7 protein-coding genes are annotated in these 15,119 nt (G+C 62.9%); 3 read left to right on the forward strand and 4 right to left on the reverse strand.

The genetic code is table 11. The annotated features are described in order from the left end of the window. The first annotated feature begins 33 nt into the window (after positions 1-33). Both PAN31117_RS14280 and PAN31117_RS14285 read left to right on the forward strand, forming a co-directional pair. On the forward strand, positions 34-1,389 hold the full coding sequence (locus PAN31117_RS14280) for an FAD-dependent oxidoreductase (protein ID WP_150738758.1): 1,356 nt from the start codon (positions 34-36) through the stop codon (positions 1,387-1,389). A 57-nt stretch (positions 1,390-1,446) separates the two neighbouring features. Next, positions 1,447-2,310 carry an NmrA family NAD(P)-binding protein gene (locus PAN31117_RS14285; protein ID WP_150738759.1) on the forward strand — a complete coding sequence of 288 codons (864 nt, stop codon included), beginning with the start codon at positions 1,447-1,449 and terminating at the stop codon, positions 2,308-2,310. Positions 2,311-2,366: 56 nt separating this feature from the next. Here PAN31117_RS14285 and PAN31117_RS14290 read toward each other — a convergent pair whose 3' ends face one another. The 4 genes from PAN31117_RS14290 to PAN31117_RS14305 all read right to left on the reverse strand — a co-directional run bounded on the left by PAN31117_RS14290 (position 2,367) and on the right by PAN31117_RS14305 (position 13,993). Next, positions 2,367-3,209 carry a cutinase family protein gene (locus PAN31117_RS14290; protein ID WP_150738760.1) on the reverse strand — a complete coding sequence of 281 codons (843 nt, stop codon included), beginning with the start codon at positions 3,207-3,209 and terminating at the stop codon, positions 2,367-2,369. Further along, the gene (locus PAN31117_RS14295; RefSeq protein WP_150738761.1) at positions 3,199-5,388 is read right to left on the reverse strand and encodes a tetratricopeptide repeat protein; all 2,190 of its coding nucleotides are present in this window, start codon (positions 5,386-5,388) and stop codon (positions 3,199-3,201) included. Before PAN31117_RS14295 ends, PAN31117_RS14290 begins: the two co-directional genes overlap by 11 nt. A gap of 153 nt (positions 5,389-5,541) precedes the next feature. Beyond that, positions 5,542-9,108 (reverse strand): autotransporter domain-containing protein, encoded by a 3,567-nt coding sequence (locus PAN31117_RS14300; protein WP_150738762.1) that lies wholly within the window; start codon positions 9,106-9,108, stop codon positions 5,542-5,544. A gap of 424 nt (positions 9,109-9,532) precedes the next feature. Further along, positions 9,533-13,993 carry an autotransporter domain-containing protein gene (locus tag PAN31117_RS14305; protein ID WP_150738763.1) on the reverse strand — a complete coding sequence of 1,487 codons (4,461 nt, stop codon included), beginning with the start codon at positions 13,991-13,993 and terminating at the stop codon, positions 9,533-9,535. Between the two features lie 556 nt (positions 13,994-14,549). Between PAN31117_RS14305 and PAN31117_RS14310 the strand changes: the two genes are divergently transcribed. Next, positions 14,550-15,095: a glutathione peroxidase gene (locus PAN31117_RS14310; RefSeq protein WP_150665167.1), complete on the forward strand. Its 546-nt coding sequence runs from the start codon at positions 14,550-14,552 to the stop codon at positions 15,093-15,095. Positions 15,096-15,119: the final 24 nt, after the last annotated feature.

A 15,119-nucleotide genomic window follows, 5' to 3' on the forward strand; every position in this document is an offset into this window, starting at 1 on the left:
CTGCCGGCCGCCTTAGGACGGCCCATCGAAATCATGTCAGTCTTGCATGTCAACATCATCGGCGCGGGTCTGGGCGGCCTGTGCCTGGCGCAGGGCCTGCGCCGCGCGGGAATTTCGTTTGATGTCTATGAGCGGGATCCCGCACCCGACGCCCGCTTTCAGGGGTATCGCCTGCGCATCGACGCCAACGGTCTCGACGCCCTGACCGAATGCCTGCCCGACGGCGGCATCGACCGCGTTCGCGAGCGCGCGGCCGTCGCGCGTGCCGGTGGGCGATTCGTCACCCCTCAACTCGAAGACGCCAAGGTCGTCTTGCCGCCTAGCTGGCACGACGCGCACACCGATTCGGCCGTCACCGACCACCGCCAGCGCACCACGACCGCCGCCGCGCGCCCGACGCCGCACGTGCCCGACATCCCGGGCGACGTCAGTGTCCATCGCCAGACGCTTCGTGAAATTCTGCTCGACGGCATTCTCGATCGCGTGCATTTCGGCAAATCGTTCTCGCGCACGACCACGATTGCCGACGGCCGCCGTGTCGCCCATTTCGACGACGGCACGCACAGCTTGCCGGGGCTCGTGATTGCGGCAGACGGCACCCAATCCCGCGTTCGCGAATACGTGTTGCCGGGCATGGCCCCTCGGGAGACGGGCGACATCTGCATCTACGGCCTGACGCCGCTGTCGACCGCCCTGCTCGTGCTGATGGATGCCCACGGCGAGGCCACCACGATGGAAGGCAGCACCGTCGTGTTTGCCGACGGGTTCGCGGTCATCGTCGAGGCAATGCTGTTTCGTCGCCCGCCGCGTGGCGATATGGCAGCAGTGGCACCGGCGACCCCATCGACTGTGGGCACGCCGGGCGAAATGCCGCTCACCCCGGTATCCGATTACCTGTACTGGGCGTTCATCGGTCCGTCGCGAACACTGCTCGGCCCCGCTTACACCTGCGCGGAAATGCCGGACGCCATGCCGCTCGCCCGCATCGAGTCGATGACACAGTCATGGCACCCGCATCTCGGCTCGCTGTTCTCACACGCGGTCCCCGAAACGGTCCGCGTGTCGCCCGTGCGCAGCACCGCCAGCCCGCTGCCCTGGCAAATCGACGGCGTGGCCGGGCTGGGCGATGCGGTCCACGCGATGAGCCCCGCCGGGGGGCTTGGCGCCAATACGGCGTTGCGCGACGCCGCGCAACTAACCCGGCATCTGCGCACGGTCGCCGACGGCCACGTACCGCTCTGGCAAGCCATCACCGCCTATGAGCGCGACATGTGCGAGCGCGCGCGCGAGGCCGTGCGTCTGGCCGATGCGGGCGCTGCACTGCTCAACGCGCGTCGTGGCCCGTCGTGCGCATCGACACAGAAATCCGCCGATCTGATGCATTTGTGAGACGACCGCGATCCCGTGTTACTTTTACGGCAACGTTACTGCGCGTGAGGAGTGACTATGTACACCGTAATGGGTATCACGGGTCGCGTTGGCGGCGTGATCGGACACGATCTGCTCACGGCAGGCCTGCCACTGCGGGCCATCGTTCAGGACCCCGTCAAGTCGAGCCGATGGGCCACGCTTGGCGGCGAGATCGCCGTGGCGGAGAACGGTGACGCCGATGCGCTGACCAACGCCTTTCGCGGCAGCGAGGCCGTCTTCGTCATGCTTCCGCCGAACGCCGACCCGGAACTCGACTTCTCGCACGCGCGGCACCTGATCGACGCCATCGTCAAAGCACTCAGCGCCACGCACCCCAAGCGCGTGGTGTGCCTGTCGAGCATCGGTGCCGATTGTGACACCCCCAGCCTGATCACCGCGCTGCGTCTGTTCGAAGAGGCGGTGCGCGAGGTCCGCCTGCCGGTCACCTTCCTGCGCCCTGCGTGGCTGATGGAGAACTTTGCGTGGGACATTGCGCCCGCTCGTGAGCGTGGCGAACTGCCGAGTTATCTGGCACCGGTGGACCGGGCCATTCCGATGGTGTCGACGAACGACGTCGGCCATTTCGCCGCGCGTGCGATGCAGGAAGACTTCGACGGCGAACGCATCTGGGAAATCGAAGGCCCGGATCGTTATTCGCCGGACGACATTGCCGCTGCGCTGGCGCGCGCGCTCGTGCGAGACGTCAGTGCCGAGGCCGTACCGCGTGCAGGTTGGGACCCTCTGTTCCGTGCGCAAGGCATGCGCAACCCGCTGCCACGCATCCAGATGCTCGACGGCTTCAACGACGGCACTTTCAAGTTTCGCGACAACGGCGAGCAGGTCATGCGCGGGGAGGTCACGCTGCTCGAAGCGATTACTGCACTCGTTCGAGAAACCTGACGTCGAGAGCGAGCGTCTTCGGCTTCATGGTCTGCACCTGACGCCTTTGAGCTCGGTCACTGCGCCACGCCGCACGTGGGTGTCTGTGCGAGCAATGCGGGCCATCGCGCGGCCCACTCGCCGTCGTGCGAGAGGCCGGTGACGACAACCGTCTTGACGCACTTCCCGCCGACAGCCGCCGCATAGCGCTTCTCGACGTCCGGCGGCACCACTGTGTCCTGTGCGCTGCTGAAGTGGATCTGAGGTATCGTTGCGACCCGCGTTGCAACGTCGATCGGATTAAGCGATGCCGGCATCGCCGACACGTTATGTATGCGGTTCACATACTCGACATCGAGATTACCGGCGACCGTCCTCAGCGACGCGACGTCCTGTCGTCGGGCGGCAATCAGCGCGGCAATCGCGCCGCCGCCGGAATAGCCAACGAGCGCCAACCGCTGCCCGGGAACGCGCGCCACAATCTTTTCAACGGCCTCGTTCATTGCGTCAATGACGTCGGGCGCAAAGCGCTTTGCGGTCCAATACTGCACACCGCATGCCGGATTCAGTGCCATCGGCGTGAACTGACAGGGACGCGCGAGATACACCACGTTAGGCGACTTATCGGCCGCCGCAAGGGCCAGCCCCGTCGCGGCAACGGGCGTCGGATCGAGCGACGGCTCCGTTCGCGACAGCCACGCGAGTCCGTCGCCTTCGATGTAGACATTCACCGGCGCATCGGTCTTCTTGATGCGAGAGAACACCGTCAGCACGAACGGTCCCCCCGTCACCGTCTCACGACGCAAACCCGCCGGGTCGGCCAACGCCTGAGCGTGGCCATCGCGATCAAGGCTCGCGCAGCTTGACGTCAGTACCGCCGCCAGACACGCAAACGCACCGAGCGAAGCCTTAGCGTACATTCCGCGAGTCCGTGTCACGTCGTTCGGCGACGAAAGCCGCAAGTGCCCGCCCCATCCGATCGATCACAGGCGCCCACGCAGCACGCTCGGACTGACGGAACAATGTCATCTCCGGATACCAGGGCGAATCGTTGCGCACCTCAAGCCAGCGCCAATCCGGCACGAACGGTAGTAGCACCCAGACCGGACGCCCCATCGCGCCCGCCAGATGCACCGGTGACGAATCGATGGAAACGAGCAGATCGGACAGATGCAGGATGGCCGCCGTATCTTCGAAGTCCCGGATCTCGTCGCTGAGCGAAACCATCGAGAGGCCGGCTGGCGGTGTCGCAGCCTGTGCGGCAGCAGGCCCCTTCTGAATCGACAGGAACGTCGCCCCCGACGCGCCGAGCGGTGCAAGACTGTCGAGTGAAATCGAACGATTGTGGTCGTTCACATGCTCCGGACGTCCCGCCCATACGGTCGCCACCCAGGGGCGCGGCACGTTAGCCAGCCGCTCGCGCCAGACAGCGACGCGCTCGGGATCGGCGCTGAGGTAAGGCATCTCGCCCGGCAGATCCTCCAGCCGCAGCCCCATCGCCATAGGCAAGCTCATCAGCTCGCAGTGCATGTCGAATGGCTCGGTTAGCGTGCCGCGCGCCACGATATCCTTGTCGCCCCACATCCGTCGGGCGATGGACAACGCTTCGTGATTGACTTCGAAAATCACGCGCGCCCGACTGCGCTCACGCGCCCAGCGCGCCATGCGCATGAACTGAAACGTGTCGCCGTAGCCCTGCTCGTCGTGGATCAGCAGCGTCTTGCCGGGAATGGGACTGCCGTCCCAACGCGGGCGCTGCACCTTTCGCTCGATTGACTGCGTGTGTTCGAGGCTGTAGCGATAACGGTACTCCTGCCAGCCGCGCTCGAAATCGCCGCGCAGGAGCAGCGCTTCGGCCAGGTCGAATCGGTTGGAGAGATCTCCCGGCACCTGCCGCGCAAGCATATCGAGGACTTCGCAGCCTTCGCGCGTTTTGCCTTGCGAGCGCAACACCATCGCCAGCGACCGCCAGACGGACATCGGTGCCGCCCCCTGCGAGACCAACTCTCGCAACATCGTCTCCGCGCCCGCGTAATCGTGTGCCGCTACGCGCGCTGCAATGGTCGCGTGGAGGGCAGTTTTCGCCGCTTCGGCAGAGGACGCATCGGGTACGCTCACCGCTGCCAGATGAACTGCATTTGCCGCTGCCACCCCCCTCGCCGAACGCGTCAGCGTCGGCACTCCCGACGTGTTGCCGCTCGCATCGCCTTGCGTTGCCTGCCCTCGCGCTGCGACGTCGGCTTCCACGGCGGCAAGCGCCGCACGGGCATCGGCGCTCTCCGGCACGATCCGGACCGCCTCGCAGGCCGACGCCAGCGCCTCGTCGAGACGGCCGACCAGACGCAGGATGCACGCACGCGCCACCAGCGTGGACGGATGCCCGATCGCGAATGCCGACATCACTTCGACGATCTGCAACGCTCCGGTCACGTTGCGTCGTGCGAGTTCGACGTCGGCCAGATTGCGATAGGCATCGACGAATTGCGGATCGATCTCGATGGCGCGACGCGCCACGTCCGCCGCCTCGTCGAGCCGCTGCTGACGACGAAGCAGCGCCGCCAGATTGCTGTGCGTGTCGGCCCGCTGCGGGTCGAGTTCAAGCGCGCGGTGATAGTGTGCTTCCGCCTCGTTCGCCAGCCCCAGAAGCATCGCCGTATTGCCAAGATTATTCTGCGCATCGGCGGAGCCCGGCAGCAACTCGCTCACGCGCCGCAAACTCGCCAGACTCTGCGTCAATTGACCCGCTTCCTGCTGAACGATGCCGAGATTGTTCCAGCCCGCCGCAAATGTCGGATCCACCTCGACAGCTTTTTGCGCGGCCGCCATGGCGTCCTCGATTCGCCCGGCCTGACGATTCATCTCGGCGAGATCCGACCAGCACGCCGCCGGTGCCCCGGACGGCTTGCACACGATACGGAGATGACCGATCGCCATCTCCAGCTTCCCATAGGCGTGCGCCATCAGGCCAAGCAGATAATGCGCGTCGGGGTACTCCGGCGCCACTGCCAACACACGTCTGCAGAGTATCTCCGCCTGCTGCGCCTGCCCGGCTTGCCAGTGGGTGTGCGCCCGGGCGATGGCCTGAGGAAAGGTCAGCATCTCGGTCGCCGTTGGGCTGGCCGGACTATCGGAATGGGATGAAGACGGAGCGGAAGACATCGGAAGGGGTGAGCGTCGGTAGTTATCGCGCGATACTTTCACGGCGCTCGCCATCGTGTCAACGACGGCGAGCGCCCCTAACGGATCAACCGATCAGAACCGCTGCTGAACACGCACGATACCCGTATGGGACACGAAGCCTGAGCCCGCTTGCAGGTTGTATCGGATCGAAGCGCTCATGTTGTTGGCACGCACGAGCGTCAGCCCCAGCGCAATGTCCGCCAGATTGGATACCGGCGTCGCGCCCACGGTAGTGAATCCCGTCTGGCCAACCGGATCGGCCGCGAAGCTCGCGCCGGTCGCGACACCCGTCCGGTTGTACTCATGCACCCAGCGAACGGTCAGTTCCGGCATCCACGTCCCCGACGACGTCTCGAACGGCACACCGAGCCTCACCCCCAGCGCGCTACGCACCGAGTTTGCATTGGTACCGCCCACGGAAAGCGCCGCGCCGTTGCCGCCGGTTTCGGTATAGCCACTCTGATTCATGTGACTATAGGTCAGGCTGGCCAGCGGCGTGACGACGGCCCGACCCAGTGCCAACGGCCAGCCGAACTCGGCACTGCCCACATATTGCTGGCCGTTGAAGCTGCCGGTCGCCGCACCGTCGAAGCCCAGCATCGACACAAAACGAGTGGCGTTGTAGCGTTGCATCACCGCCGCGCCGGAAAGGTTCACGTACCACGGCTCCCCCGTATATCCTGCGTAACCGATCAGACCGTACGCATTCACATTAGTGTTGTTGCCCGATGTGCTACCGTCGTTGTTAATGACGGTGCGCGAAAACTGGAACGCGCCACCGGCACGCCAACGCTCGCCAAACGCTCGGTCGACACCGACGATCAGGCCGCCGTAGTTGGCACTATAGCCATCCACGCTCTCGCGCTCCGACTGGCTGGCATGACCGCCGAACGCCTGCCCCCACGCGCCCCACCCGGCGCCGACGTCACCGGTCGCAACGCCTGTACCGCCCGCCGACGCCAGACGCAAGCCGTTCACGCGCGAATTCACCACACTCATCGAATCGAACGTCGCCGCGCCGGCGGCGCGCACGTGCTGAGTCGGTGCCAGTTGCTTACCAACACGATTGGCCAGGGCGGTCGAGTTGTTGCCGAGCGCACCTAGCGTAGCGTTGAACAGGTGCAGCAGCGGCGCGCTGCCTATGCCGGTGTAGCCGAGCAGGCCACGCAGGGCCGACAGCGCGTTGGGCACCGAAGCGATGGTCGCGCTCGCGCGCGCATCGGGCAGCGAAGACGTGCCTCCCGTGCCACCGCTATTCCCGCCGTTGTTCCCACCGGTCGCCGTGCTCGCATCGACTACGGTCACCACCAGATCCTGATTTGAGCCATTGGCCACATTCGCACCGATCGCGCTGAGCGTAGTCGAGCCGTTGACGCGATAGACCAGGGAGCCTTCGTTGTAGTTGGCCGTGCCGGAGGTATCGATCACGATATAGCGCTGACCGACCGCAAAGTTATACCCCATCGATTGGAAGGCGATGGTCGAGCCGGCGGCGAGCGTCGTCGATCCCCGGACCAGGAGACGGCCGTAGCCGTCATCGAGGCCCGGACTACCGGTTGTCGTGGCATCGCTGCCCACCCCGATTTCCAGCGTGCCAAGGGCGTTCTGCTGGAAGTTACCGGATATCGTGATGGCGCGATCGAGATGCAGCGTCGCTCCGGTGTTGTACATCGTGAACGTGTTGCCCAACTGGACGTTGTCGTTGAGCACCAGCTTACCGCCCCAAAACTGCACGTTCGACAGCGGGTTGGAGATAGTGCCGACCGTACCACCATAACCGGACAGCGTGCCGAACCCGGTGCTGGACGGCTGGCCGACGATGCCGTCGGAGGACGCCCCGCTAATGGTCAGGTCTGCCGCTGTGAAGTTTTTCACGTTGCCGAGAATGGTGCCGGCGTTGCTGATCTGCCCTATCGTGCCGCCATCAAGCTGAATTGCAGTGGCACCGCTAATCACGCCGCCGTTCTCGTTGCTGATGGTTCCGATATTGCCAGCGCCGCTAGAGCGGATCGCGATGCCTGTCGCGCCGCCGTCGATCCTTCCGCCCATAACGTTACGGATCTTGCTGATCACGCCTGTGTTATCGATGCCGCCGGTCACCCCGCGGATCAATCCGTAATTGGCGAGCGTAACGATGCTGCCGCCGTAAGTCGTGCCGCCAATGACCGTATTCGCATTCACTACGCCGTAGACGGAAGTGCCGTTTCCGGTGCCCTGAATCGTGTTGGTGTTGTTAAGCAGTGCGATGGTACCGCCGACGTTGTTCACACCGGCGGACGCGCCGGTGATCAGACCGCGGTTCGAGATCGTTCCTAAAATTGCGACAGCGGCTGACGTGGGCTTATTGAGCACACCATAGTCACCGGAAATCGTGCCACCGGCCAGATTCGTCAGCAAAAAGATGCTTTGCGCGTTGTGGAAGCCAGCCGCGTCGCCGCTGCCGGCATTCGCGGCAATCACCCCCGAATTGCTGAGTTCGACGATGCTGCCGGCATTCAACACCGCAGCCCGGCCCGCGACAGTGCCGGTAGTCATAATCAAGCCGGAATTACTAAGCGAGACGATCGACCCGGCGCTCAGCACACCGATCGTGCCACCCGTGATCGTGCCGGCATTGGTGATCGACCAGAGAGTCCCCGCGGTGCCCGAAATACCGACTTGCCCACCAGAAATCAACCCACCATTCTCAATCGCGTTGATGTTACCGACATTCTGAATACCGAACTGCGCGTCACCGCTGATCGTTCCCTGAGCGCCGTTGTGAACCGTGTCTATGCGCTGATCGTTGGCGATACCGATCGTCGCGCCGTGAATTACGCCGTCATTCTGAACCCGACCGATGGAACCCCAAACCGTACCGTTACTGGTGTTGTTGATGCCCTGAATACCGCCGTCGATCGTGCCGATGGTCGTGCCGTCGCGCGTGTTGTTGATCGTGCCGATCCTGCCGCCAGCGACCAGAAGGCCATTTTGAATACCGGAGAGGGTGCCGCTATTGTTGATGACATCCGTTACGGCAGGAGCGGCCACAGTGAGCGACGTCACGTTAATGCCGTTGAGCCCATCCCGCATCGTCCCGGTGTTGGTAATCGTATGAATGGTGCCGTTCGATTGGACAGCGGACGCTCCGCCGGTGATCGTGCCATTGTTGACGAGTTGGGTCAGCTCCCCCCCTACAGTCACGCCATACTGACTGCCACTGATCAGACCATTGTTGTTCACCGTCCCGCCTGAACCCGCGAAAATGGCCAGGCCATAGCCGGCACCCGTGAGCGTCCCTGCCGGGTCGATGGTCACTGCGTTGAACGCATCCGAAAGCGTTGCCGAGCGCGCCCCCGTGTTGAAGACGTGCAAATTCGTGCCATCCCATTCCCACGGCAACGACAACGGAAACCCGCCAGCTGGCGCCCCGATGTAAATCTGCGTATCGCTACCGTCGCCATTGGTGACCGTACCCGCCTGCACCTGCCCCGTCGCACTACCCGAGGCCGCCGTAAGTGCCGCTGCGGCAGCGACTGCCACGCGGCGAGCGCGACGGTCGACAGAGCGCGACGTCCTCCCTCGCCCTGCAGCGATTTCCGAGGCCACCTGATACATGCCGAGGCTCGCGCTCCAGACGATGCAGTGGACGTGGTTCATCGATTTCCCCTAATGACGGTTTTCTTGTAACGACGATTGCAGCGCGGCGTCTCACGAAATGGCGCGCACAAACGCGAATACTTCGCTCACGCGGCGAAGTGTCTGAAACGATTTAATGAATCCGGGAGGCGCGGCGAATCACCGACGACCTGTCTGCTCGCGCAAACGCGTGTAATGTCTGGCTACAGTTCTATTAAAATCAGCGAATCCTTTCACACGCCTTTACCACTGTCAATCAGAGTCCGATAAAGCTTGAAACATCTTTGAGTTTGTTTATTTTTCATGCATTCGAATTAAATCAGCAAGCGTCCCCTAAGCATCCCCCCGAACGCCCGAACCAATACATACATCATCCATACAAATAAAAAGCGATCGCAGCCAGCTCAATGGCTGCGATCGCCCCTGCCGACTCAGCGTCGTGAGATCAGAAGCGCTGCTGTACGCGCACAATCCCCGTGTGCGACACGAAGCTCGACCCCACTTGCAAATCGTAGCGAACGGACGCGCTAAGGTTGTTCGCCCGCATCAGCGTCACGCCAAGCGACATTTCGGCCAGATCCGACACCGGGGTCGCGCCCACCGTCGTGAAGCCGGTTTGTCCGGTCGGGTCGGCCGCAAAGCTCGCGCCCGTGACTTGACGCGTGCGGTTGTACTCATGAACCCAGCGCAGACCCAGTTCCGGTGTCCATGTGCCCGACGCCGTCTCGAACGTCAGCGCAAACTTCGCCCCTAACGCGCTACGCACCGAACTACTGCCCGCACTGCCCACCGACAGCGCCGTGCCATTGCCGCCCGTTTCCGTGTAGCTGTTCTGATTCAGGTAGCTATAGGTGATGCTGGCGAGCGGCGTAATGACAGCTCGCCCCGCTGCCAATGGCCAACCGAACTCGGCGCTCGTCACATACTGCTGACCGTTGAAATTGCCGTTGGCCATGCCGTTGAAGCCTTGCATCGACACCAGACGCGTCGAGTTATAACGTTGCAGCACCACCGACCCGGTCAGGTTCACGTACCACGGCTCCCCCGTGTATGCGGCGTAGCCGATCAGGCCGTAGCCGTTCACGCTGGTCTGATTGCCCGACGTGCTTCCGTCGTTGCTGATGACGGTACGAGAAAACTGGAACGCACCACCCGCGCGCACGTGATCGCCGAACGCACGATCTGCCCCCACCAACAGGCCACCGTAGTTGGCTCTGTAGCCATCGACACTATCGCGTGCCGACTGGCTGGCATGACCACCGAATGCTTGTCCCCAGCCCCCCCAGTGCGCTGCGCTATCGCCCGTTGCGATACCCGTCCCACCCGCCTTTGCGATGCGCAGACCGTTGACGTGAGCATTGACGACACCCAGCGAATCGAACGTCGCCGCACCGGACGCCCGCGCGTTCTGTGCCGGGGCGAGCTGCTTACCGACCCGGTTGGCCGAATCGGTCGAGTGATCGCTCAGCGAGCCGAGTGTGGCGTTATACAGATTGAGCAGGTGCGGATCGCTCACACCGGTATAGCCCAACACGCCATGCAGCGCAGATGCCGCATTCGCGGCGGACGCGATGGTCGCGTTCGTCCGCGGATCGAAGGCTGCCAGCCCGATGCTGTTGCTGCCACCAGCGTTGCCACCTCCGGTCGACAGCGACGATGCACCGCCACCGGCCGCAGCCGCCGCTCCGGTGTTGATGCCACCATTGCCTGCACGGTTGTTCGCTCCCGTTCCGTCGGCAAGCGTCACGACCAGATTCTTGTGTGTGCCGTTCGCAACCTCCGAGCCGCTTGCGTCGAGCGACGACGAACTGTTCACGCTGTACACCAGCGAGCCCGCGTTGTAGTTGGCGGTACCTGCCGTATCGATCACGACGAACCGCTGCCCTGCTGCGAAGTTGTAGCCCAGCGATTGCAGCGCAACGGCCGATCCGGCGGCGAGGGTCGTGTTACCGCTCACGCTCAGACGGCCATAACCGCTGTCGATCGACGCATCGCCCGTCGTCACGGCATTACTTGCCACGCCGATCTGAAGCGTTGCCCCGGCAGACTGCGCGTAATTGCCCGATATCTGAATGTTCTTGTTGATCTGCAAAACCGACGCGTCGTTGTAGGCCGTGCGGCTGCCTGCCAGATCGAAGTTGTTGCCGATGACGAGATTCCCGCCGTTAAACCGCACGTCGGCATTAGTGCTGACAATTGTGCCGCCATAGGTCGGACCGAAGCTCGTGATCGTCCCAAACGTGCCGTCTGTCGCACCCGCGATGCGCAGATCGTTCGGCGAACGGTTGATGATCCAGCCCGCAATCGTGCCCGCGTTGTTGATCTGGCCGATGGACGACGTGGGTGCCTGATTCGAGATCGCGCCGCCCAGACCGGTGATCAACCCGCCATCCAGGTTGTTGATCGTGCCGATCGACGCATCGTTGTAGATGCCGTAGTAGCCGCCCGAAATCGTGCCCGCGTTATTGATCGCACCGACCGTTCCTGCGTAGTCGGTGCCTGAGACGAACGCACTGGAATTGAGAACAGCGGCGATGTCGGCCGTGGTGCCCCCGGTGGCAAGAATCCGGCCGGTGGTCTGATTGTCGATCACACCGATAGTGCCGCCGTTGTTCGAAATGCCTCGGGTCAAGCCTGTGATCGTGCCGCCGTTCGTCAGCGTGTTCAACTGCGCACCGGGTGCACCCGTTTTCATCGATACCACACCGTAGTAGCCCGAGATCAGCCCGGTATTGTTCAATTGTCCGAACTGTGCCGAGTTGAGCACGCCGTAGCCGTTCACGGCTTGAATCGTGCCCGCGTTGGACGCCGACGTCAGCACGTTACTGTTGTTCAGGCCTTGCGACGCGCCGGTTACCGTGCCTGAATTCACGAAACTGCTCAGCACACCGCCGTTGCTCACACCGCCGTATACCGCCGTCGACACCGATCCGCGATTCAGCAGCGTGCCGATGGTGCCACCGTTGTACAACCCCGAGCTACCCGAGCCCGTGGCGGCGATTACGCCGTTGTTTTCGATCACGCCGACGTTTGCCGTCGCGGAAGTCGCCAGCGCATAGGCGCCGGTCAGGGTGCCCGAGTTGGTCAACGTCCCCATGCTGCCGGTGATCGTCGTGAACGACGTCCCCGTCACGGACAGATTCGTGCCGTCATAGCTCCAGTCCGACGTCGCGCCCGGCACATTGGCGACCAGCGCAGTCGTCCCGCCCATCGCGCCGACATACGGCGCGGTGACCGTCACGACCAGATCCTGGCGACCACCATTGTTCACATTCGTGCCGCTGCCCGACAGATGAGGGCTGCCGCTGACGACATAGCGCAAGGTGCCCTCGTTGTACGTTGCCGAGCCTGCGGTGTCGATCACCACGAAACGCTGCCCTGCTGCGAAGTTGTAGCCCAGCGACTTCAGCGCGATAGTGGAACCGGCGTCGATGTTGCTGTTGCCCGAGACCACCAGTCGACCATACCCGGCGTCGGTCGCCAGGTCGCCAGTCGTGAGTGCGCCACCGGCGACGCCGATCATCAGGGTCCCCGTCGCCCCCTGAGAGAAGTTGCCGTTGACCCGAAGTGCGTTATTGACCTGCAATACGGACGAATCGTTGTAAACCGTGCGCGTGCCTGCCAAATCGAAATAGTCGTTCAGCAGAAGATTGCCGCCGTTGAAGTGCACGTCGGCATTTGTGCTCACGATTGTGCCGGTGTACGTCGGGCTGTAGCCGGTCAGCGTGCCGAACGTCCCGTCTGTCGCGCCGCTGATGTACAAATTGTTCGGCGAGCGGTTGATGATCCAGCCGGCAATCGTGCCGGCGTTGACGATCTGCCCGATGGAGGCGGTCGATGCTTGATTGGAAATCGCACCGCCCAGACCGGTGATCACGCCACCGGCCACGTTATTGATCGTGCCGATCGAATAGTCGTTGTAGATGCCGTAGTAACTGCCGGAAATCGTCCCGGCGTTACGAATGGCGCCAATCGTGCCCTGATAAGCGACACCGTTAAAGACCGCACTTGAATTGTGGACGGCCGCCGTGTCCGGTAAGGCACTCCCCGTCGCAAGAATCTGAGCGCCCGCCTGATTGTCGATGGCCCCGATATAACCGCCGTAGTTCGTCACCCCTTTGGTCGATCCGGAAATCGTCCCGCTGTTGGTCAACGTACCCAATACGGCGCTCGCCGCGCCCGATTTGAGCGCGCCGACGCCGTAATAGGCACCGTTGATCAGTCCGGCATTGATCAACTCGCCCATCTGCCCCGAGTTGTTCAGCACACCGTAACCGGCCGTCGAGCGGATCGTGCCCGTGTTAAGCACCGACGTCACCGCGCCAACGTTGTTCACGCCCTGCAGATTGCCCGTGATCGTGCCCAAGTTCTCCAGGCGGGAGATCAGACCGCCGTTGCCGATCCCCGCGAATGTCCCGGTGCTTACCGAGCCGCGATTGACCCACGTGCCGATCGTGCCGCTGTTGTACGAACCCGAGCTACCGCCCCCGGTTGCACTGATCACGGCATTGTTCTCGACACGCGCCACGTTGGCCGCCGCCGAGAACGACAGCGCATAAGCGCCGGTGAGCGTGCCCGCATTCGAAATCGTGCCGAGCCCCCCTGTGATGGTGGCGAAGGACGTCCCGGTCACCGTCAGGTTATTGCCGTCGAATGCCCACTGCGACGATGTGTTCGCCACCCCGCCGAACAAGGCCGTCGTGCCGTCCATCGTTGCCACGGGTACCGACTGCGCAAATACGGCGCCAGCGTTGAGCGACGCCAGTGCGAGTGCGGCAAGCGCTGACTTGCGGGTGCGACGACGATCCACCGACTGCGACCTTCCTCCGTGCCCACTGGCGACTTCGGAGGTCACCTGATACATGCCGAGGCTCGCACTCCACACCACGCGATAGATACGGTTCATTTGATCTCCCAGGGAGTTGTTGTTTTATTTAACGAAACACGAATTTCGCCATGCGTCCGGCCGCACCGCATGGCGAGTGCGGCGACATAGGCGCGACTTCGCCGCTTCGTCGCAATTTCAGTGCATGACGAAGCCGCAGAACACACGGAAATGGATTTGGACCGGCCGCGAAACCGGAAGCCGCTATGGCGTGGGCGGAGGAGATGCGTCGGGTCGTTTCATTGACCTGTCTTGATGAACAGCAATTGCCGCAGATGCACCGAATACGCGAGAAGTGGAACGGAACATTCGGACTACCCCTTTTTTCGGCGTCACGCTGCCGACTATTTTTTTGATGTTTTATTCGGAACAGGCGAATCCTTTCATACGCTTACACGACTGTCAATTGGCAATCCAAACTGACATGACATCGATGATTTCACCGAACGATGGCACCTGATCGCCGGGAATCCGCACACTGGTAACGTCCTCCCGATTGTCGGGACATTGTCACGATGAGCGAGCCTCGAAGGCTTGCGCTACACTCGCCGAACCGATCCAAGGACAGGAAATTCCCATGAGCACGAACATCGAATCCATCGCCGTCAATCGCAACGACGGCGCCGCCGCCTCGCTGGGCGATTACGCAGGCAAGGTGCGTCTGGTTGTGAACGTCGCATCGAAGTGCGGTCTGACGCCGCAATATGAAGGACTGGAGCGTCTGTATGAAGACAAACGCGCCGCAGGTCTGGAAGTGCTGGCGTTCCCCGCCAATAACTTCAAGGGTCAGGAACCGGGCACCGATGCCGAGATCCTCGACTTCTGCACCACGCAATACAACGTCACCTTCCCGCTGTTCGCCAAGATCTCGGTGCTGGGCGACGACCGTCACCCGCTTTACAGCGCACTGGTCGACGCAAAACCGGAAGCCACCGGCGAAGGCCCGTTCCGCGAGCGTCTGAAGGGCTTCGGTGTCGAGCGCGACAACCCCGCTGACGTGCTGTGGAACTTTGAGAAGTTCCTGATCGGCCGCAACGGTCAGGTCGTGGCCCGCTTCTCGCCGGATGTCAAGGCCGACGACCCGCGCCTGGTCGCCGCCATCGACGCCGAACTCGCGAAGTAATTTCACGTGCGCACTACGTAAAAA

This window comes from Pandoraea anapnoica (assembly GCF_902459765.1).
Classification (GTDB): Bacteria; Pseudomonadota; Gammaproteobacteria; order Burkholderiales; family Burkholderiaceae; genus Pandoraea; species Pandoraea anapnoica.

Bases quoted from the DNA above. Each gene is read 5' to 3' on its own strand.
- PAN31117_RS14280 (WP_150738758.1), top strand. From the start codon at position 34: ATGTCAGTCTTGCATGTCAACATCATCGGCGCGGGTCTGGGCGGCCTG.
- PAN31117_RS14285 (WP_150738759.1), top strand. From the start codon at position 1,447: ATGTACACCGTAATGGGTATCACGGGTCGCGTTGGCGGCGTGATCGGA.
- PAN31117_RS14290 (WP_150738760.1), bottom strand. From the start codon at position 3,209: ATGTACGCTAAGGCTTCGCTCGGTGCGTTTGCGTGTCTGGCGGCGGTA.
- PAN31117_RS14295 (WP_150738761.1), bottom strand. From the start codon at position 5,388: ATGCTGACCTTTCCTCAGGCCATCGCCCGGGCGCACACCCACTGGCAA.
- PAN31117_RS14300 (WP_150738762.1), bottom strand. From the start codon at position 9,108: ATGAACCACGTCCACTGCATCGTCTGGAGCGCGAGCCTCGGCATGTAT.
- PAN31117_RS14305 (WP_150738763.1), bottom strand. From the start codon at position 13,993: ATGAACCGTATCTATCGCGTGGTGTGGAGTGCGAGCCTCGGCATGTAT.
- PAN31117_RS14310 (WP_150665167.1), top strand. From the start codon at position 14,550: ATGAGCACGAACATCGAATCCATCGCCGTCAATCGCAACGACGGCGCC.